We start from the raw sequence: 20,033 nt of genomic DNA, 5'->3' as shown, positions 1-20,033 counted from the left end.
AGGCGCGGTGACACACGGCGGAGCACACCCGCTTGAGGTCGATGTGACCCCGCGTCGTGAGGTATGCGGATCGCTGCATGCCGCGCAACGTAGCCGGACCGGCGCAACCCGGTCAAACCATTGCCGCATCCTGGACAGCTCCGGGCGTGACCGAACGTTTTCCGGAATTCACCTCTGATGCCTTGTCATCGCCTGTTCTACGCGCATAGCTTGTGCTCCCTCACCACACTCTGAGGGGCATTCTCCGTGCGCATATCCACCACCCGTTCCGCCCTGCTGGCCGGCGCGGTAGCCGTGACGCTCTCGGCGACCGCGCTGCCCGCCGCCTTCGCGGCCCCGTCCGCGACCGCCGTGATCTCCGAGGTGTACGGGGGCGGCGGGAACTCCGGTGCGACGCTGACCCGTGACTTCATCGAGCTGGCCAACGCCGGCTCCGCCGCGTACGGCCTGGACGGGCTCAGCGTCCAGTACCTGCCGGGCGCCCCGTCGGCGGGCTCGCGGTGGCAGGTGTCCACGCTGACCGGTTCCGTCGCCCCGGGCGGCCGCTATCTCGTCGCGGAGGCGGCGGGCACCGGCGGCACGGTGGCCCTGCCCGCCCCGGACGCCACGGGCACCGTCGCGATGTCCGCCACGGCCGGCACCGTGGCCCTGGTCTCCGGGACGGAACCGCTGACCTGCAAGACGGCCGCCGACTGTGCCGCCGACACCCGGATCGTGGACCTGGTCGGCTACGGCACCGCGGTCGTCCGGGAAGGCGGCGGACCGGCCAAGGGCACCTCGGCCACCGCCTCCGTGGCGCGGGCGGCCTCGCTCGCGGACACCGACGACAACGCCGCCGACCTGACCTCGGGCACCCCGTCCCCGGTGAACGCGGCCGGTGAGACCTCGGGCGGCGGCGAGGACCCGGGCGGTCCGGGTGACCCGGGCAACCCGACCGAGCCCGGCACCGTGCGCATCCACGACATCCAGGGCACCACCCGGGTCTCCCCGCTGGACGGCCAGGCGGTCACCGGGGTCCCCGGTGTCGTCACGGCGGTCCGCACCTCGGGGTCACGCGGTTTCTGGATGCAGGACACCACGCCGGACACCGACCCGCGCACCGGCGAGGGGGTGTTCGTGTACACCGGCTCCGCCGCCCCGGCCGTCCAGGTGGGCGACTCGGTGCTGGTCAGCGGGACCGTGGACGAGTACTACCCGTCGTCCACCACCCAGTCGGTCACCGAGATCACCGCCCCGAAGGTCACGGTCGTCTCGTCCGGGAACGCGCTGCCCGCGCCGGTGGTGCTGGACGCGAAGGCGGTGCCGTCGAAGTACGTGCCCTCGGCCGGGGGCGGCTCGATCGACGCGCTGCCCCTGGAGCCGTCGACGTACGCACTGGATCTGTACGAGTCGCTGGAGGGCACCCGGGTCCAGATCGCCGACACCAGGGTCACGGGCGCGACGACCAAGTACCACGAGGTCTGGGTGACGGTCGAGCCGAAGCAGAACCCGACCCGGCGCGGCGGCACGCTCTACGCCTCGTACACCGACCAGAACACCGGCCGGCTCAAGGTCATGTCGCTGGACCCGGCCGCGCCGGTGCCCACCGCGAACGTGGGCGACGTGCTCGCCGGGACCACCTCGGGCGTCCTGGACTACGACTCGTACGGCGGCTACAACCTCCAGGCCACCGCGCTCGGCGAGGTCACCGACCACCACCTGAAGCGCGAGGTCACACGCAAGCAGAAGGGCAAGGAGCTGGCGGTCGCCACGTACAACGTGGAGAACCTCGACGCGCTGGACGATCAGGCGAAGTTCGACACGCTGGCCGAAGGCGTCGCGGTCAATCTCTCCTCGCCCGACATCGTGTCGCTGGAGGAGATCCAGGACGACAACGGCGCGGTCAACGACGGCACGGTCGGCTCCGAGGCCACGCTGAAGCGGTTCACGGACGCGATCGTCGCGGCGGGCGGCCCGCGCTACTCGTGGCGCTATGTCGCCCCGGAGGACGGCAAGGACGGCGGCGAGCCCGGCGGCAACATCCGTAACGTCTTCCTGTACAACGCGAAGCGGGTCGGCTTCGTGGACCGTCCGGGCGGCGACGCCACCACCCCGGTCGCGGCCGTGAAGACGAAGAAGGGCGTCACGCTGTCGGTGTCGCCGGGCCGGATCGCCCCGACGAGCACGGCCTGGGACAGCAGCCGCAAGCCGCTGGTCGGTGAGTTCCGCTTCCACGGGAAGCCGGTCTTCGTCATCGGCAACCACTTCGCGTCGAAGGGCGGCGACCAGCCCCTGCACGGGCGCTACCAGGAGCCGGTGCGCAGCTCGGAGACCCAGCGGGTGCAGCAGGCGAAGGAGGTCAACACCTTCGTCAAGTCGCTGCTGGCGGCGGACAAGTCGGCGCGGGTCGTGGTCCTCGGCGACCTCAACGACTTCGCGTTCTCGCCGACCGTGGGCGCGCTGACCGCCGGCAAGGTCCTCAAGCCGCTGATCACCACGCTGCCGAAGAACGAGCAGTACAGCTATGTGTACGAGGGCAACTCGCAGACCCTCGACCACATCCTGACCAGCCCGGGCGTGCGCCGCTTCGACTACGACGTGGTGCACATCAACGCGGAGTTCGCCGACCAGGCGAGCGACCACGACCCGCAGATCGTACGCGTCGACGTGAACGCCCAGGAGCACGGGCACGGCCACGGAAACGGCCACGGCCACGGCCATGACCACGGCGGGCACCGCGGGCACCACTGACCCGGCCCGCGGGCGGGCGGTTCAGCCGCCCGCCCGCGGCAGCACCGGGGCCGTCGCGCTCGTACGCGGGCGCGGCAGCGGCGCGACCGGCCGCAGCGCGGGCGCGGGTTCCAGCGGCCGGTCGGTCAGGAAGCGCGCCACCAGGTCCGCCACGTCGTCGGGGCGTTCCAGGACGACCCAGTGGTCCGACTCGCCGATGGTCAGGAAGCGGCTGCCCTCGATCGTCGCCGCGAAGGCCCGCTGGTGGTGCGGCGAGGTCACGGTGTCGTGCTCGCCCGCGAAGACGAGCGCCGGGACGCCGGTCAGCCCGCCGGAGAAGTCCGGGCGGTGCTCAAGGGACCGGCGCAGTGAGCGCTCCGCGTGCGGGGACTGCGTGAGGGCGTGCACGAAGGACCGGCGGACGTAGCGGAGGGCCAGCTCCCGCCGGTGGACCGGCCGTTCGGGGTCCAGGCACATCAGCGCCTCGGCGGTCAGGGCGGCGAGCCCTTCCGCGTCCCCGGCCGCCAGCCGGTCGACGGCCCGGCTCCAGCCGTCGCGCTGGGCGTCGCTGAGATGCGACGGTACGCCGCCGAGGACCAGGCGGGCGATCCGGCCGGGGTGGCGACGGGCGCAGCCGAAGGCGATGGACGTGCCGTAGGAGAAGCCGAAGAGGTTGACCCGGTCGGCGCCCAGGTCGTCCATGACGCCGGTGACAGCGGCGCACAGGAGGCCGTCCCCGGTGCCGGGCGGCAGCGGGTCGGCGCCGCCCATGCCGGGCAGGTCGAGGGTGATCACCGAGGCGTGCGGGCCGAGGTGTTCGTCCATCTGCGGCCAGCCGTGGATGCCCTGGAGGGCGCCGCCGAGGACGACGACCGGTTCGGTGCGGGGCGCGGGCTGCGGCAGGACGCGGTAGCGGTAGCGCAGCCCGTCGACGGTGAGGGTGCGGATGATTTCAGCGGTCATGAGGTCTGGTTCCTGGCCCCGGTCACCTGGTGAGGACGAGGGCGGCGTTGTGGCCCCCGAAGCCGAGCGAGGTCTTGACGGCCGCTTCGAACGCGGCGGGCCTGGCCTCCTTGCTCACCACCTCGACCGGGATGTCCGGGTCGGGGGCGTCGAGATTGACGGTGGGCGGGATCAGCTGGTGCTGGAGGGCGAGGACGGTGAGCGCGGTCTCGATGCCTCCGGCGGCGCCGAGGGTGTGGCCGGTCATCGCCTTGGTGGAGGTGACGAGGGGGTGTTCGCCCAGGACCCGGCGGAGCATGGCCGTCTCGATCAGGTCGTTGGAGACGGTGGAGGTGCCGTGCGCGTTGACGTGGCCGATGGCGGCGGGGTCGGTCCCGGCGTCCGCGAGGGCGGTGCGCAGCGCGCGTTCGATGCCGAGCCCGTCCGGGTCGGGGGCGACGGCCGAATAGGCGTCGCTCGACGAGCCGTAGCCGGTGACGTGGGCGCGGACTGTGGCGCCCCGGGCGCGGGCGTGTTCGGGGCGTTCCAGGACGAGGAGCCCGGCGCCCTCGCCGACGACGAAGCCGTCGCGGTGGGTGTCGAAGGGGCGGCAGGCGGCCTGCGGGTCGTCGATGCGGGTGGAGACGGCCTTCAGGCGGCAGGCGCTGGCGATCAGGAGACGGGAGCAGACGGACTCGGCGCCGCCGGCGACGACGATGTCGCAGGCGCCGGTGCGCAGCATCTGGTGGGCGGTGCCGATGGCGACGGTGCCGGAGGAGCAGGCGGTGGAGACGGCCTGGCTGGGGCCGTGGGCGCCGAGGTCGGTGGCGACGCTGCTGGCGGCGCCGTTGACGACGGTGAGCGGGGCGAGCTTGGGCGAGACGCGGCGGGCGCCGCGTTCGGTGAGGGCGGTGTGCTGTTCGTCGTAGAAGGGCAGGCCGCCGTGGGCGGAGCCGATGACGACGGCGACCCGGCCGCTGTCCCAGACGGCGGGGTCCAGGCCCGCGTCGGCGACGGCCTCGCGGGCGGCGATGACGGCGAGGTGCGAGAAGCGGTCCATCAGCCGGTGGGCGGCGACGCCGAGCACGGCCCGGGTGTCGAGGCCGGTCACGCTGTACATGAAGTCGCAGGGCAGTCCGGCCAGTTCGGTGCGGTGCGGCACACAGGGCGCGGTCGCGGGGTCGTTCACGGCGCGCCAGGTGGCCTCGGCGCCGACGCCCGCCGAGGTGACGAGGCCGATGCCGGTGACGGCCGCGGCGAACGGCGGCAGGCGGTAGGGGGCCGTCACGCGGCGGCCTTGCGGTGCACGGCGTCGACCAGCTGGCCGACGGTGTCGCGCGAGGTGAGCTGGATGTCGTCCAGGTCGATGCCGAGCCGGTCCTCGATGAGGAGCCGCAGCTCCTCCAGCGCCAGCGAGTCCAGCCGGAGCTGCCTGAGCGGCACGTCGGGGCGGATCGCCACGGGGTCGGTTCCGAAGTTGGCGGTCAGCAAGGTGCTGACCTCGTCTGCCGTGCTCATGCTCATCGGGCGCTTCTCCGCTGTCGTACGCGGTGACGCCTTGCCGCGTGAGATGTGAGTGCCATCGGGGACGCCGGCCGGTCCGGAGTTCTCTGTTATACGCCCTGTCGGCGGCGGGCCCGGCCCGCGTTCCCCCGTGCGGTGGGCTGTCGCCCAGGTGTACGAATCCGGCGCGGCGCGCACGTACTCACGGGCCGTCAACTCCTCCGGAGTGGCGGTGGTTCGACACGCGCGCGGACTGATTGTCATACCTTCGGTGGCTCTCTATCGTGAGCAGGCTTCGCGGGTGCCCGGCCCCGGGCGCCCTCCCCCCACAGAGCAGGAGCAGGTATGCCCACACGTGCCTCCGCCCTGGCGGCCCTCACCGCCACCGTCCTCGTCGCGACCGGCTCCCCGGCCCTCGCGGCGGCGGACCCCGGGCACCCGATGGACCGGGCGTTCACTCGGGCCGCCCGGGCCTTCGACGTACCGCGCGATCTGCTCGCCGCCGTCGGGTACGGCGAGACCCGCCTCGACGGCCACTCCGGACACCCGAGCCAGGCGGGCGGCTACGGGGTGATGCACCTGGTCAGCAACCCGACGCGGCACTCCCTGGAACGCGCCGCCGCCCTCACCGGCGAGCCGGCCGCCACCCTGCGCACCGACACCGCCGCCAACATCCTGGGCGGCGCGGCCCTGCTGCGCGGTTACGCGGACGGGCTCGGCCTCGACGCGGCGGACCGCGACGACCTCGACGCCTGGTACCCGGCCGTCGCCCGCTACAGCGGCACCCGGGGCACCGCCGCCGCGCTCTACGCCGACACGGTCTACACCTTCCTGGCCGACGGGCTCGACGCGCTCACCCCGGGCGGCGAGCGGATCACGGTGACCGGGCGGCCGGTCTCCCCGGAGCGGGACGGGGTCCCGGTGGCGGGCATCGGTGCCCGGAGCGCCGACTACCCGGCCGCGCTCTGGGTCCCGGCCGACCCGAACAACTACGCGAGCGGCCGGACCGCGAAGATCGACAAGATCGTCGTCCATGTCACGCAGGGCTCGTACGCGGGCTCGATCAGCTGGTTCCAGGACCCCGTGTCCGAGGTGAGCGCGCACTACGTGGTGCGGTCGTCGGACGGGCAGATCACCCAGATGGTGCGGGACTCCGACACCGCGTACCACGCGCGCAGCGCCAACGCCTCGGCACTGGGCATCGAGCACGAGGGCTTCATCGACGACCCCACCTGGTTCACGGACGCGATGTACCGCTCGTCGGCCGCGCTGACCGCCTCGCTGTGCGACAGGTACGGCATCCCGAAGGACCGGGCGCACATCATCGGGCACAGCGAGGCCCCGGGCAACGACCACACGGACCCCGGCCCCTACTGGGACTGGGACCGCTACATGGAGCTCGTCACCGGCAGCGGGACGGGCGGCGAGACCCGGGACGGGCTGAGCTTCGCCACGTACACGACCCAGCGGTCCGGCTCGACGGGTCCTCAGGTCACCGCCCTCCAGCGGCTGCTGAACGACCAGGGTTACGCGGCGGGCGAGGCGGACGGCAGCTTCGGGCCCGCCACGGCGGCCGCGGTGACCTCGTTCCAGTCGGCGCACGGACTCGACGCGGACGGGGTCGTGGGCGCCAGGACATGGACGGCGCTGCTGTCCGCCGGGGCGACCCCGGTGCTCGCCGAGGACGCCACCGGCGAGGACGTGAAGCGGCTCCAGCGGGCCCTGACGGCGGCGCTGGGCTCGACGGTGGACGCGGACGGCCGCTTCGGCCCGGCGACCGCGACCGCGGTGCGCACCTATCAGACGGGGCGGGGGCTGACGGCCGACGGGATCGTGGGCCCCGGCACCTGGGCGGCGCTCCAGGCGGGCCGCTGACGGAGCCGGCGGAGCGGTGGCGTCCCGGGCCGGCCCCGGGGCGTCACCGGCCGGCGGGCTCGTAGCGCAGTTCCACGACCCCGTTGCCGAAGGCGCGGGTGCCGGTGAGGCGCAGCGGCCGCACGGTCTCCCCGGCCGGGAACATCGGCTTGCCCCGGCCGATGAGGACCGGCTGCACATAGACGCGGTACTCGTCGATCAGGCCGAGCGCGGCGAAGGACGCGGCGAGCCCGGCGCCGCCGAGCGCGAGGTCCCCGTCGGTCCGCTCCTTGAGGGCCGCGACCTCCTCCGGGACGACCTCGCGGACGATCGTGGTGTTCCAGTCGGCGTGCTCCAGCGTCCGCGAGTACACGTACTTCGGGGTGTTCCGCCAGATGGGGGCGAATTCGGCGGTGGGCCCGGCGTTGGCCGGGTCCTCGTCCGCGGTGGGCCAGAAGTCCGCCATCAGTTCATGGGTGACGCGGCCGTCCAGCATGGCGCCCATGCCGGCCAGCTGGTCGTTGAAGTAGCGGTGCAGCTCGTCATCGATCACATGCCAGCCGATGTTCCGGTCCGGGCCCTCGATGAAACCGTCGAGGGACATCGACATCCAGTAGACGACCTTGCTCATGGCACACCTCACCGGGCGTTCACGGGGACGGGGGGCGGGAAACGCCGCCGACGTTACCGGGCGCCGGCCCGCTCGTGCTTGACGCCGAGCCGGACCGGCGCGTAGGTGTCGGGCATGAGGATCGGAGAGGCGCGTGCCGCCGCCGCGCACTGGGTGGCCGCGTACGCCCGGCCCGCGCCGGACTATCTGGGGGCCTACTTCAGCGGGTCCACGGTCGGGCGGCCGGACGACGCGGAGCTGCCGGTCTCCTCGGACGTGGACGTGGTCGTGGTGACGGCCGGGGCCGCGCCGGAGAAGCCCGGCAAGCTCCCGCACCGGGGCGCGCTCCTGGAGATCACCTACGAGCCGTGGTCCCTGCTGGCCGACCCGGCAGCGGTGCTGGGCGCGTACCACCTGGCGGGCGGCTTCCGCCGGGACACCGTCGTCGACGACCCCACGGGGCGGCTGCGCGCGCTGCACGCGTACGTCGCACCGCGTTTCGCCCGGCGGGACCATGTGCGGCGGCGGTGTCTGGACGCCCGGCACCGCGTCGAGAGCCGGCTCGCCGCGCTCGACCCCGCGCAGCCGTTCGCCGCCCGGGTGCTGGCCTGGCTCTTCCCCACCGGGGTCACCACGCACGTCCCGCTGGTGGCCGCCCTGCGCAACCCGACCGTCCGGCTGCGCTACCCCGCCGTGCGCGATGTGCTCTCCGCGTACGGGCAGGAGGCGCGGTATCCGGAGCTGCTGGCGCTCCTGGGCTGCGCGGAGGTGTCCGCGCCGCTGGTCCGGCACCATCTCGCCGAGCTGACGCGGACGTTCGACGCCACGGTCCCCGTCGCGCGCACGCCGTTCTTCTTCGCCGGCGACCTCACCGAGCGGGCCCGGCCCGTCGCCGTGGACGGCAGCCGGGAGCTGATCGACCGGGGCGACCACCGGGAGGCGGTGTTCTGGATCCTGGCGACCTTCGCCCGCTGCCACACCGTGCTGGCCGCGGACGCGCCCGCCCTGCACACCGCCCGGCTGCCGGCCTTCCGGGACGCGGTCGCGGACCTCACCGGCCTCACGGACACCGCCGGCCTGCTCGCCCGGCGCGACGAGGTGCTGCGCTTCGTGCCCCGGCTGTGGGCGGTCACGGAGGAGATCCTGGCGGCCAATCCGGAGGTCGTCGGGTAGGGCGGGCCTCTGCTACCTTGCCCGCGTGTTTCTTCCTCGTGCGTAGGACCCCGTCGAGACCGCGCCCGGCGTACCGGGTGCGGCGCTCCGGTGTCCCCGCATACCTGTGGCGCGGCGAGCCCGCGCCGCCCTCCCGAGGAAGACCGTCGTGTCCACTCCTTCGTACCTCGCTGTCCTGCGCGTGCCGCACGCCGCGCGCGCCTTCGCCGCCGCGCTGACCGGGCGGCTCTCCTACGGAATCGCCCCGCTCGCCCTGCTGCTCGCCGTCAAGGACGCCACCGGCTCCTACTCGGCCGCCGGTGCCGTCATGGCCCTGTTCGGGGCCGCCAGTGTGTGCCTGTCCCCCGCCCGGGCCGGGCTGATCGACCGGTACGGGGCGCGCCGCGCCCTGCCGCCGATGGCCGGTCTGTACGCGGTGCTGCTCAGCGCCCTCGCCCTGGTCACCTGGCGGCCGGGCGCCTCCCCCGTGGTCCTCGGGGTCCTCGCCACGGCGGCCGGGGTCTGCACTCCGCCGCTCGGCCCGGTCATGCGGACGCTGTGGAGCGACCTCGTCCCCGACCGGGAGCTGCTGCGCCGCGCGTACAGCCTGGACGGGGTGGCCGAGGAACTGCTGTACGTCACCGGGCCGTTGCTGGTGGGCGTCGCGGTGACGGCGACCGGGCCCGCCGCCGCCGTGCTGGCCGGTGCGGTGCTGATCGCGGTGGGGGCGGGGGCGCTGGCGGCCTCGCCGGCCGTGCCGCGCGGGAAGCCGGTCCACCGCACTGCGGCGGCCGGACCGGCCGCGCCCGGTCTGCGGCTGAGCGCCGTACCCGCGCTGCGGCGGGCCGTGCTGCTGACGGCGGCCGTGGGGCTCTGCCTCGGGGCGCTGGACCTGCTGGCGGTGGCCCTCACCGAGGCGATGCACCGGGCGTCGGCGGTGTCCTGGGTGCTGGCCGCCCTGTCGGCGGCGAGCGCGGTCGGGGGCCTGGCCTACGGGGCGCTGCGGTGGCGGGCCCCGCTCGGGGTGCGGCTGCCGGTGCTGGCCGCCGGACTTTCCGGCGCGGTCGCGGTGGCCGGGCTCGCGGGCAGCGTGTACGTGCTGATCGCCGTGGCCGGCGCGGCCGGGCTGTTCCTCGCACCGGCGCTCACGACCGCCTACCTGATCGCGGACGAGTCGGCGGACGCGGCCCGGCGCACCCGGGCGGGCGCCTGGGTCAACACCGCGTTCAACGCGGGCTCGTCGGGCGGCACCGCGACGGTGGGGCTGCTGGTGGACCGGCTGCCGCTCGCCCTGTGCTGCGCGGTGGCGGCGGCCCCGGCGCTGCTGTGCGCGGCGGCGGTGTGGGGCGCCGGTGTGCGGCGGGTCCGTACGGGGGCGGAGGTGGTGGACGCGGTCTGACGCACGGGAACGGCCGCCCGCCCCGGAAGGGGCGAGCGGCCGCCTCGCACGAAGGGTTCAGCGGGTCACTTCAGGCCGAACGCCCGGATGATCTCCTGGTCCACCGCGAGGCCGCCGGCGGCCTCGGCGTGGGCCTTGAGGGAGACCGCCTTGGCGCCCTTCTTCGGGGTCTTGAACCGGGCGGTCCAGGAACCCGTCCGGTCCTTCTTGAGCGACACCGCGCTCCAGGTCTTCCCGTCGTCGTAACTCACCGACAGGGAAGCCTTCGTGGCCTTCACGGCACCGTCCAGCCACTCCTGCGTGGTGGCCGACAGACCGATCTCGGTCCACTTGCCGGCCCGCACGTCACCGGCGAGGTCCGTGGCGACGTCGTAGTCCAGCTGGAGCATCGGGATGTCCACCTGGTACGGACCCTCCGGGTCGAGGGCGCCCGAGACGAACGACCACTCCGAGTGGGTGCGTACGGACGTCTTCCAGGTGTCCGCGTCGCGCGAGGCGTCCAGCACCAGGCGGTAGGGCAGCTTCTCGTCGGGCAGGTCGCCGATGTAGCCGGCCCGGCCCGGGGACTCGTCGAGCAGCTTGTCGCCCTGGTAGACCGTCACCTTGCCGGTGTCGTACTCCTTGTCCGGCATGGAGCCCGAGTGCCCGGCACCGCCGTCCGTCCACGGGGTGATGTTGTACTGGATGTCGCCGTACTGGGAGCGGTTCGGGCCCCAGAAGGCGGTGCCCAGGCGCGGCCGGGTGACGGGCGCGAACCACTGGGCCCTGTTGGTGGAGCCGGCCCGGTAGTCCATCTCGCCGCCGCGCTCCTCCAGCGCGGTGTCGGTGCCCTCCTCGTTGAACTGGGAGTGGTTCTCGTACCAGAAAGAGGCGCCCGGCAGCGGGGTGACCCACTCGGTGCGGGTGCCGGGGAACTTCTCGTACTCCTCGAAGCCGAGCCCGGGGCCGTATTCGGGGATGTCGTAGCGGAAGCCGCCGCCGACGACGTCGCGGTGGCCGTAGAAGGTGTTCTCGATCTTCGCCAGCTGCCGGGTGGACGGGGTGTAGGCGAGCGAGCGGTCCGGGACCGCGCCGTTGTGGCGGTCGACCAGGTCGTAGACGTAGCTCGCGAACCGGTGCTGTTCGACGGTGAGCTTCCTGCCGCGCTGGGCGGTCTTGATCAGGCGCTCGCCGGCGAGCCGCTGGACGGTGGCGACCGGGATGGGGAGCGTGGTGCCGTAGTCGGCGTACGCCTCCATCAGCCGGCCGTCGCCCTGGTTGACGACGAACAGCGCCTTGGCGCCGGCGGCGATGGCGGCCGCGGCCCGGTCGGCCGGGGTCACCGTGTCGCTGCCGCGGATGACGACGGCCTTGCCCCTGGCGTCCAGGTGCTTGTACTCGGCGGCGGAGCCGGTGCCCGCGTAGACGCCGCGGAGCTTGGCGCGGCTGTCCTCGGCGACCGGCGAACCGCTCTGCACGGTGGCCGGGACGTCCCGGCCGTCGGCGGTCAAATCGAGCAGCTTCTCGCTCTGGCGCCAGCGGGTCAGGAAGGAGAAGTCGCCCTGAGTGACCTTCTTGGTGGGAGTCGCCCACAGCTGGTCGTACGTCAGCGGGATCTGGTACGCGTCGCGCTGGACGGTGCCGTCCGGTGCGGTGCGCGCCATGTCGTAGCGCAGCTGCCGGGTCTCGGTCTCCTTCGGCGTGCGCACGCTGACCTTGCGGGCCTCGGAGGCGTCGAGGGTGGCCGTGACCGGCTTGTTCAGGATGATCTCGGGGACCGCCAGGAAGGCGATGGCCCGCGAGTCGGCGGTGTCGCCCTTGACGTCGGCGGCGGCCCAGGCGGTGTAGTTGCCCGGGGGCAGGCGGAGCGTGGTGTCACCGGACACGGCGACCGGCGACAGGTTCGGGTCGCCGAGCGCGCCGAGGACGACGGTGCCGTCCATGGGCTTGCCGGAGCGGTCGCGGAGCCGGAGCGTGAGGTCGTAGAGCTCCTGCTCCTTGGTGAGCGCGAAGCCGGTGTGCGCGACGACGGCGCCGGACGCGTCCTCGGCGATCACCTGGCCGGAGAACGTGGTGCCCGCGTCGACCTTCGACGGGTCGAGCGTCAGGACGGCCTCGGCGGTGGAGCCGGCCGGGACGGTCAGCCGCTTCGCGGACAGCGTGTACGCGTCCGAGCCGCTGTCCGTCGCCAGGTCGAGGGTGACATCGGCGGCGCCCGTGTTGCGGTAGGTGAGGGTGCGTTCGGTGACCGGGTCAAAGGCGCTGTGCGGCCAGTCGTACGCGGCGACCGCGACGGAGCCCGTGGCCTCGATGGTCGTGTCGACGGCGGCCTTCACATCGAGGCGGCCGGTGCCCTGCTCGTACGGGGTGTAGTCGGGCAGCACCTTGGACGAGGTCATCAGCGCGTCCTTGATGCGCTGACCGGACCAGTCGGGGTGCCGCTGCTTGAGGATGGCGGCGGCGCCCGCGACGTGCGGGGTGGCCATCGACGTACCGGACATCGACTGGTACATGCCCTCGATGCCGGGGACGGACTGCGAGGCGGCGGCGTTGATGTCGACGCCGGGCGCGGACAGGTCCGGCTTCAGGCCGTAGCTGCGCACCAGCGGGCCCATGGACGAGAAGTCGGCGCGGGCGTCCCGCTTGTCGACGGCGGCGACGGTGAGCGCCTTGTCGGCGGAGCCGGGCGAGCCGATGGTGCCCGCGCCGTACGCGTTGCCGGCGGCGATCACGAAGAGCGGGCCGCCGTCCGCGGAGAGGGTGTTGACGGCCTGGGACATGGGGTCGGTGCCGTCGTCGGCGACCGGTGAGCCGAGGCTCATGGAGACGACGTCGGCGCCCTCCGCCCTGGCCCACTCCATGGCCTCGATGATGCCGGAGTCGGCGCCGGAGCCCTCGTCGCTGAGGACCTTGCCGACGAGCAGCCCGGCCTCGGGGGCGACGCCCTTGTTGACGCCGCCGGACGCGGCGCCGGAGCCGGCGATGGTGGAGGCGACGTGCGTGCCGTGGCCGTTCTTGTCGTCCACCTCCTCACCCGGGACGAAGCTCTTCGTCTCCAGGATGCGGTCCTTGACGTCCGGGTGGTCCTCGTCGATACCGGTGTCCAGAACGGCGACCTTGATGCCCTTGCCGTCGTAGCCCTCGGCCCATGCCTGCGGGGCGTTGATCTGCGGCACCGAGTCCTTGAGCGCGGCCTCGGCGCGGCCGTCGAGCCAGAGCTTGGCGATGCCGTCGTCCAGCGAGCGGGCCGTGGCGGTGCGCGCGATGTCGTTCCAGAAGGCGCGGGCGGTGTCCTTGCCGGCCTTGAGGGCGGCGCCGTGGATGGACTCCAGCTGCCGGACGGTCCTGCTGCCGCGCGGCGCGACGGGCAGCGAACGGGCCTTGGACGCGGGGTAGGTGGCGATCAGCGGGATGCCGCCGGTCCTCTTGTCGTCGTAGCCCATCTTCGCGAGCGCCGAGACGTTGAAGAGGCGGCGGTCCAGCTTCCCGGCCGCGAGCAGGCTCTGCGCCTCGTCGGGCAGGACGTAGAGGTCGTCCCCGGCCTGCTGGACGTGGACGCCCCCGGTCGCGCCCTCGGGGCGGTCCACGGTGACGGTGTCCTGGTTGCCCGTGCCGTCCGTGTAGTGGACGACGTCACCGGTGACCAGGGTGATGTCGTAGCGGTGAACGGGCGCCGAGGCGGGGGTGGTTGCCGGGGTGGTCGCCATGGTGGGGGAAGCGGGGGCGGCGTGGGCGGCGCCCGCGACGGGCAGCAGCGCGCCGCTCATCAGGGCCGCCGCGGTGGCTATGACGAGGGTGCGTCGCCCGGCGCGTGCGAGTCTCGCCCGGCCGGTCGCGGTGGAGGGGGAGAAAGTCATGGGTGATGATCTACCGGTAAACCGGCCGCCGCGGGACGGTCCGCGCCTGGCGCGAATGTGCCGTGGCGGCTAACCGCCGGTCCCGGACGGGGCGTTACGAGGGCGAGTTCAGGCCACCCTCAAGCCGCCTCACGCCACCGAGCCGATGCGCCCCGCCGGGGGCAGCCCGCCCGGGTGGTGGATCGGGGTGTGCGCGCCGGTCAGCGGGGCACCGCTGCCGCCGCGCCGGGCGGCGACGATCTCGGCGGCGATCGACAGGGCCGTCTCCTCGGGCGTACGCGCTCCGAGGTCGAGCCCGATCGGCGAGTGCAGCCGGGCCAGCTCCAGCTCGGTGACCCCGGCCTCGCGCAGCCGGTCGTTGCGCTGGAGGTGGGTGCGGCGGGAGCCCATCGCGCCGACGTACGCGACGGGCAGCTTCAGCGCCGCCTCCAGCAGGGGCACGTCGAACTTGGCGTCGTGCGTGAGGACGCACAGCACCGTGCGCGCGTCCACCGCCGTTCCGGCCAGATAGCGGTGCGGCCAGTCCACCACCAGCTCGTCGGCGTCCGGGAAGCGGGCCTTCGTCGCGAAGACGGGCCGCGCGTCGCACACCGTGACGCGGTAGCCGAGGAACTTGCCGGCCCGGACCAGGGCCGAGGCGAAGTCGATGGCCCCGAACACGATCATCCGGGGCGGCGGCACGCTGGACTCCACGAGCAGCGTGAGGGGCTGCCCGCAGCGCGAGCCGTCGGCGCCGATGGTGAGGGTGCCGGTGCGGCCCTGGTCCAGCATGGCGCGGGTCTCGGCGACCGCGGTGCGGTCCAGCTCGGGATGTCCGCCGAGCCCGCCCTCGTAACGGCCGTCGGGGTGCACCAGGAGCGGCCGGCCGAGGAGTTCGGCGGGCCCGTCGGTGATCCGGGCGACCGCCGCCGCCTCCCCCCGTACGGCGGCGGCGAGCGCGGCGGCGTACACCCGGCGGGCGGGGTCGGCCGCCCGGACCGGGGTCACCAGGATGTCGATGACGCCGCCGCAGGTCAGGCCGACCGCGAAGGCGTCCTCGTCGCTGTAGCCGAAGCGTTCGAGGCGGGTCAGACCGTCCTCCAGCGCCTCCTGGCACAGCTCGTACACGGCCCCCTCCACACACCCGCCGGAGACCGAGCCGATCGCCGTGCCGTCGCGGTCGACGGCCAGCGCGGCCCCCGGCTGGCGGGGCGCGCTGCCGCCGACGGCGACGACGGTGGCCACGGCGAAATCGCGTCCCTGCCCGGCCCAGCGGTCGAGCTCTTCGGCGATGTCCAGCATCTCGGTCTCCTTGGCGGGTGAGTGGGGCGGCGGGTCAGCTGACGCCCAGCCAGCTCTCGATCGGGTGCAGGGCGAAGTAGACGACGAAGATCACCGTCAGGCCCCACATGAACGCGCCGACCTCGCGGGCCCGGCCCTGGGCGGCCTTGATGGCGACGTACGAGATGACGCCCGCCGCCACGCCGGTGGTGATGGTGTACGTGAACGGCATCAGGACCACCGTCAGGAACACCGGGATGGCCACGGAGCGGTCGCTCCAGTCCACGTGCCGGGCGTTCTGCATCATCATCGCGCCGATGACGACGAGAGCGGCGGAGGCCACCTCGGCGGGCACGATCGCGGTGAGCGGGGTGAAGAAGAGGCAGGCGGCGAAGAACAGGCCGGTGACGACGGACGCCAGACCGGTCCTGGCGCCCTCGCCGACGCCGGTCGCGGACTCCACGAAGACCGTCTGCCCGGAACCGCCGGCGACACCGCCGATGGCCCCGCCCGCGCCGTCGATGAACAGCGCCTTCGACAGGCCCGGCATGCGGCCCTTGTCGTCGGCGAGCCCGGCCTCCGTACCGACACCGATGATGGTGGCCATCGCGTCGAAGAAGCCGGCGAGCACCAGGGTGAAGACGATGAAGCCGACGGTCATCGCGCCGACGTCGCCCCAGCCGCCGAAGTCGACGTCGCCGAAGAGCGAGAAGTCCGGCGAGGAGACCGCGGAGCCCTTCAGCTCCGGCGGGCCGCTGCTCCAGGTCTTGGGGTCGACGTCCGCGGCCTTGTTGATCACGAAGGCGACCACGGTGCCGACGACGATGCCGATGAGGATCGCGCCGGGGATGTTGCGGGCCTGGAGCATGAAGATCAGCAGCAGGGTGACCGCGAAGACGAGGACCGGCCAGCCGGCGAGTTCACCGGCCGGGCCGAGGGTCACCGGGGTCGCGGTGCCCTTGCCGACGAATCCGGCCTTGTAGAGCCCGATCAGGGCGATGAACAGGCCGATGCCCATGGTGATGCCGTGCTTCAGCGGGAGCGGGATCGCGTTCATGATCAGCTCACGCAGACCGGTGACCACCAGGAGGCAGATCACCACGCCGTACATCACACACATGCCCATGGCCTGCGGCCAGGTCATTTCGGGGGCGACCTGCGAGGACAGGACGCCGGAGACGCTGAGGCCCGCGGCAAGCGCGAGCGGGACCTTGCCGACGAAGCCCATGAGCAGGGTGGTCACGGCCGCCGCGAGCGCGGTGGCGGTGATCAGGGCGGGCTGGCTGAGCAGATTGCCGTCGACGTCCTTGCCGCCGAGGATCAGCGGGTTGAGCAGAAGGATGTACGCCATGGCCATGAAGGTCGTGACACCGCCGCGCACTTCCCGGGCCACGGTCGAACCGCGGTCGGATATGTGGAAGTACCGGTCGAGCCACGATCTGCCGGCGGGGACGCGCGAGCCGGAGCCCGCGTCCTCCGGACCGGTCTTCGGCTGCACTGACTGCTGGGTCATGATGCCTGACTCCCAAGGTTCACAGGGGCACCCGCGATGGAGAATCGAAATGCGGGATTTGGGATGACTGCGCTGGCGGCACGACCCGGGGGACGGCCCGAGACGAACTGTTCATGCAGGAGGAGACGGAACGGGTGGTGCTGTTCCGGTGCGGGGGGGTACGGGGGCCGCGAGCGGGGCGGAACCCTGGGCCTCCGGGCGGTGCGGGCCGGGGAAGTGTGACGTTCGCCGGTGGCACGCACCGCCCGGAGAGCTGGTGGCGGAGCCTCGTCAGACGCCGGTGAGGTGTTCCGGCCGGACCGGCGTCCGGTCGAGCTCCAGACCCGTCGCGTTCCGGATCGCCGCGAGGACGGCCGGGGTGGACGACAGGGTGGGGGCCTCGCCGATGCCGCGCAGCCCGTACGGGGCGTGGTCGTCGGCGAGTTCGAGCACGTCGACCGGGATGGTCGGCGTGTCGAGGATGGTGGGGAGGAGGTAGTCCGTGAAGGAGGGGTTGCGCACCTTCGCGGTCACCGGGTCGACGATGATCTCCTCCATGACGGCGATGCCCATCCCCTGGATGGTGCCGCCCTGGATCTGGCCGACGACCGACAGCGGGTTGAGCGCCTTGCCGACGTCCTGGGCGCAGGCCAGTTCGATGACCTTGACCAGGCCGAGTTCGGTGTCGACCTCGACCACCGCGCGGTGTGCGGCGAAGGAGTACTGGACGTGGCCGTTGCCCTGTCCGGTGTGCAGGTCGAAGGGCTCGGTGGGCCGGTGGCGCCACTCCAGCTCGATGTCGATCGCCTCGTCCTCCAGGACGTCCGCGATGTCGGCCAGTACCTCGCCGCCGTCGGTGACGACCTTGCCGCCCTCCAGGAGGAGTTCGGCGGTGGCCCAGGCGGGGTGGTAGGTGCCGAGCTTGCGCCGGCCGAGCTCCAGGAGCTGTTCGCGGACGGCCTCGCAGGAGTTCTTGACCGCGCCGCCGGTGACGTACGTCTGACGGGAGGCGGAGGTCGATCCGGCGGAGCCCACCTGGGTGTCGGCTGGGTGGATGGTGACCTGGGCGACGCCGAGTTCGGTACGGGCGATCTGGGCGTGCACCGTGACACCGCCCTGCCCGACCTCGGCCATGGCGGTGTGGACGGTCGCGACGGGTTCGCCGCCGATGACCTCCATGCGGACCCGGGCGGTGGAGTAGTCGTCGAAGCCCTCGGAGAAGCCGACGTTCTTCAGACCGACCGCGTAGCCGACGCCGCGCACGACGCCCTCGCCGTGGGTGGTGTTGGACAGGCCGCCGGGCAGCGCGCGGACGTCGGCGTGCTCGCCGGCGCTCTCCCACTGGCGCTCGGGCGGCAGCGGCATGGCCTTGACGCGGCGCAGCAGCTCGGCGACCGGGGCGGGCGAGTCGACCTGCTGCCCGGTCGGCAGCAGGGTGCCCTGCTCCATGGCGTTCAGCTGCCGGAACGCGACCGGGTCCATGTCCAGTGCGGCGGCCAGCTTGTCCATCTGCGCCTCGTAGGCGAAGCACGCCTGGACGGCGCCGAAGCCGCGCATGGCGCCGCACGGGGGGTTGTTGGTGTAGAGCGCGATGGCCTCGATGTCGACGTCGTCGATGACGTACGGGCCGACGGCCAGCGAGGAGGCGTTGCCGACGACGGCCGGGGACGCGGAGGCGTAGGCGCCGCCGTCCAGGACGATGCGGCACTTCATGTGCGTGAGCTTGCCGTCGCGGGTGGCGCCGTGCTCGTAGTGCAGGCGGGCCGGGTGGCGGTGGACGTGCCCGAAGAAGGACTCGAAGCGGTTGTAGACGATCTTCACGGGCTTGCCGGTGCGCAGCGCGAGCAGGCAGGCGTGGATCTGCATCGACAGGTCCTCGCGTCCGCCGAAGGCGCCGCCGACGCCGGAGAGCGTCATGCGGACCTTGTCCTCGGGCAGGCCGAGGACGGGCGCGATCTGGCGCAGGTCGGAGTGCAGCCACTGGGTCGCCACGTACAGGTCGACGCCGCCGTCCTCGGCGGGTACGGCGAGGCCGGACTCGGGGCCCAGGAACGCCTGGTCCTGCATGCCGAAGTAGTAGTCGCCCTTGACGATCACATCGGCCCGGGCCTCGGCGGCGGCCGCGTCGCCGCGGACGATCGGCTGGCGGTGGACGATGTTGGGGTGCGGCACATGGCCGATGTGGTGGTCGTCGCGGCCCTCGTGGATGAGGGGGGCGCCGGGGGCGGTCGCGGAGGCTTCGTCGGTGACGACGGGCAGCTCGCGGTAGTCGATGCGGATCTTCGCGGCGGCGCGGCGGGCCGTCTCCGGGTGGTCGGCGGCGACGAGCGCGACGGGCTCGCCGTGGTGGCGGACCCGGCCGTGGGCGAGGACGGGGGTGTCCTGGATCTCCAGGCCGTAGTTCTTCATCGCGGCGGGCAGGTCGTCGTAGGTGAGGACCGCGTAGACGCCGGAGGTGGCCAGCGCCTCGGAGACGTCGATGGAGACGATCTCGGCGTGCGCGACGGTGGAGCGCAGGGTGTGGCCCCAGAGCATGTCCTCGTGCCACATGTCCGAGGAGTAGGCGAACTCGCCGGTGACCTTCAGGATGCCGTCGGGGCGCAGCGTGGACTCGCCGATGCCGCCCTTGGTGCGGCTGCCCTGGTTGATGTTGGTGGGGGAACCGGTAACGCCCATGGCTCAGACCGTCTCTTCCGCGCGGGCGGCCGCGAGGCGGACCGCGTCGAGGATCTTCTCGTAGCCGGTGCAGCGGCAGAGGTTGCCGGAGAGCGCCTCGCGGATGTCCGCGTCGGACGGCTGCGGGGTGCGCTCCAGGAGTTCGTCGGCCGCGACCAGGAGGCCGGGGGTGCAGAAGCCGCACTGGACGGCTCCGGCGTCGATGAACGCCTGCTGGATCGGGGAGAGCTCGCCGGTGTCGCGGGTCTCGTCGCCCGCGGCGGGCTCGGCCTTCCAGCGCTTGGCCCGGTCCAGCGAGGTGCCGCAGGCGCCGGAGGCGCAGCCGGTGCCGGGGTGGGCGTCGGCGCGGTGGGCGGCGAAGTCGGCGAGACCTTCTACGGTGACGACGTCGCGGCCCTCGACCTGGCCGGCGGCGACCAGGCAGGAGCAGACGGGGACGCCGTCGAGGCGGACCGTGCAGGAGCCGCATTCGCCCTGCTCGCAGGCGTTCTTGGAGCCGGGCAGGCCCATCCGCTCGCGCAGGACGTAGAGGAGGGATTCGCCCTCCCAGACGTCGTCGGCCTCGTGACGGCGGCCGTTGACCGTGAAATTGACACGCAT

13 protein-coding genes are annotated in these 20,033 nt (G+C 73.1%); 4 read left to right on the top strand and 9 right to left on the bottom strand.

Annotation, left to right across the window (positions count from 1 at the left end; translation table 11 throughout):
• Nucleotides 1-246 precede the first annotated feature (246 nt).
• On the top strand, nucleotides 247-2,730 hold the full coding sequence (locus OG338_RS25425; RefSeq protein WP_405939533.1) for an endonuclease/exonuclease/phosphatase family protein: 2,484 nt from the start codon (nucleotides 247-249) through the stop codon (nucleotides 2,728-2,730).
• Between the two features lie 21 nt (nucleotides 2,731-2,751).
• Here the strand turns inward: OG338_RS25425 and OG338_RS25420 are convergent, their stop codons facing one another.
• From OG338_RS25420 to OG338_RS25410, 3 genes are read right to left on the bottom strand one after another with little or no spacing between them, the layout of a single operon-like run.
• Nucleotides 2,752-3,672, bottom strand: a complete 921-nt coding sequence (locus tag OG338_RS25420; protein ID WP_405939532.1) for an alpha/beta fold hydrolase — start codon at nucleotides 3,670-3,672, stop codon at nucleotides 2,752-2,754.
• Nucleotides 3,673-3,694: 22 nt separating this feature from the next.
• Nucleotides 3,695-4,939 carry a beta-ketoacyl-[acyl-carrier-protein] synthase family protein gene (locus OG338_RS25415; RefSeq protein WP_405939531.1) on the bottom strand — a complete coding sequence of 415 codons (1,245 nt, stop codon included), beginning with the start codon at nucleotides 4,937-4,939 and terminating at the stop codon, nucleotides 3,695-3,697.
• Nucleotides 4,936-5,169: an acyl carrier protein gene (locus tag OG338_RS25410; protein ID WP_405939530.1), complete on the bottom strand. Its 234-nt coding sequence runs from the start codon at nucleotides 5,167-5,169 to the stop codon at nucleotides 4,936-4,938. The genes OG338_RS25415 and OG338_RS25410 overlap by 4 nt, the downstream gene beginning before the upstream one ends.
• A gap of 330 nt (nucleotides 5,170-5,499) precedes the next feature.
• On the opposite strand from OG338_RS25410, the gene OG338_RS25405 reads away from it, so the two are divergent.
• Entirely contained in the window at nucleotides 5,500-7,029 is a 1,530-nt protein-coding gene (locus OG338_RS25405) for a peptidoglycan-binding protein (protein WP_405939529.1), read from the top strand.
• 43 nt (nucleotides 7,030-7,072) lie between these two features.
• On the opposite strand, the gene OG338_RS25400 is transcribed toward OG338_RS25405, so the two are convergent.
• Nucleotides 7,073-7,639 (bottom strand): dihydrofolate reductase family protein, encoded by a 567-nt coding sequence (locus OG338_RS25400; RefSeq protein ID WP_405939528.1) that lies wholly within the window; start codon nucleotides 7,637-7,639, stop codon nucleotides 7,073-7,075.
• Nucleotides 7,640-7,753: 114 nt separating this feature from the next.
• Between OG338_RS25400 and OG338_RS25395 the strand changes: the two genes are divergently transcribed.
• A complete protein-coding gene (locus tag OG338_RS25395; protein WP_405939527.1) occupies nucleotides 7,754-8,791 on the top strand; it encodes a hypothetical protein in 1,038 nt (345 codons plus the stop codon).
• A gap of 148 nt (nucleotides 8,792-8,939) precedes the next feature.
• Nucleotides 8,940-10,169 carry an MFS transporter gene (locus OG338_RS25390; RefSeq protein ID WP_405939526.1) on the top strand — a complete coding sequence of 410 codons (1,230 nt, stop codon included), beginning with the start codon at nucleotides 8,940-8,942 and terminating at the stop codon, nucleotides 10,167-10,169.
• 65 nt (nucleotides 10,170-10,234) lie between these two features.
• On the opposite strand, the gene OG338_RS25385 is transcribed toward OG338_RS25390, so the two are convergent.
• The 5 genes from OG338_RS25385 to OG338_RS25365 form a co-directional block, all read right to left on the bottom strand.
• Nucleotides 10,235-14,005 (bottom strand): S8 family peptidase, encoded by a 3,771-nt coding sequence (locus OG338_RS25385; RefSeq protein WP_405939525.1) that lies wholly within the window; start codon nucleotides 14,003-14,005, stop codon nucleotides 10,235-10,237.
• 129 nt (nucleotides 14,006-14,134) lie between these two features.
• Entirely contained in the window at nucleotides 14,135-15,286 is a 1,152-nt protein-coding gene (locus OG338_RS25380; RefSeq protein WP_405939524.1) for an XdhC family protein, read from the bottom strand.
• Nucleotides 15,287-15,320: 34 nt separating this feature from the next.
• On the bottom strand, nucleotides 15,321-16,778 hold the full coding sequence (locus OG338_RS25375) for an NCS2 family permease (protein ID WP_405939523.1): 1,458 nt from the start codon (nucleotides 16,776-16,778) through the stop codon (nucleotides 15,321-15,323).
• A gap of 270 nt (nucleotides 16,779-17,048) precedes the next feature.
• A complete protein-coding gene (locus tag OG338_RS25370) occupies nucleotides 17,049-19,433 on the bottom strand; it encodes a xanthine dehydrogenase family protein molybdopterin-binding subunit (RefSeq protein ID WP_405939522.1) in 2,385 nt (794 codons plus the stop codon).
• 3 nt (nucleotides 19,434-19,436) lie between these two features.
• Nucleotides 19,437-20,033 carry a (2Fe-2S)-binding protein gene (locus OG338_RS25365; RefSeq protein WP_405939521.1) on the bottom strand — a complete coding sequence of 199 codons (597 nt, stop codon included), beginning with the start codon at nucleotides 20,031-20,033 and terminating at the stop codon, nucleotides 19,437-19,439.

This window comes from Streptomyces sp. NBC_00726, from assembly GCF_045161735.1.
In the GTDB taxonomy this organism is placed as follows: Bacteria; Actinomycetota; Actinomycetes; order Streptomycetales; family Streptomycetaceae; genus Streptomyces.
Note: the sequence above shows the minus strand (reverse complement) of the source record. Positions and strands in the feature narration are given on the sequence as shown.

Excerpts from the sequence above, each read along its gene's own strand:
- OG338_RS25420 (WP_405939532.1), bottom strand. The coding sequence starts at position 3,672 with ATGACCGCTGAAATCATCCGCACCCTCACCGTCGACGGGCTGCGCTAC.
- OG338_RS25410 (WP_405939530.1), bottom strand. The coding sequence starts at position 5,169 with ATGAGCACGGCAGACGAGGTCAGCACCTTGCTGACCGCCAACTTCGGA.
- OG338_RS25405 (WP_405939529.1), top strand. The coding sequence starts at position 5,500 with ATGCCCACACGTGCCTCCGCCCTGGCGGCCCTCACCGCCACCGTCCTC.
- OG338_RS25400 (WP_405939528.1), bottom strand. The coding sequence starts at position 7,639 with ATGAGCAAGGTCGTCTACTGGATGTCGATGTCCCTCGACGGTTTCATC.
- OG338_RS25395 (WP_405939527.1), top strand. The coding sequence starts at position 7,754 with ATGAGGATCGGAGAGGCGCGTGCCGCCGCCGCGCACTGGGTGGCCGCG.
- OG338_RS25385 (WP_405939525.1), bottom strand. The coding sequence starts at position 14,005 with ATGACTTTCTCCCCCTCCACCGCGACCGGCCGGGCGAGACTCGCACGC.
- OG338_RS25380 (WP_405939524.1), bottom strand. The coding sequence starts at position 15,286 with ATGCTGGACATCGCCGAAGAGCTCGACCGCTGGGCCGGGCAGGGACGC.
- OG338_RS25375 (WP_405939523.1), bottom strand. The coding sequence starts at position 16,778 with ATGACCCAGCAGTCAGTGCAGCCGAAGACCGGTCCGGAGGACGCGGGC.
- OG338_RS25370 (WP_405939522.1), bottom strand. The coding sequence starts at position 19,433 with ATGGGCGTTACCGGTTCCCCCACCAACATCAACCAGGGCAGCCGCACC.
- OG338_RS25365 (WP_405939521.1), bottom strand. The coding sequence starts at position 20,033 with ATGCGTGTCAATTTCACGGTCAACGGCCGCCGTCACGAGGCCGACGAC.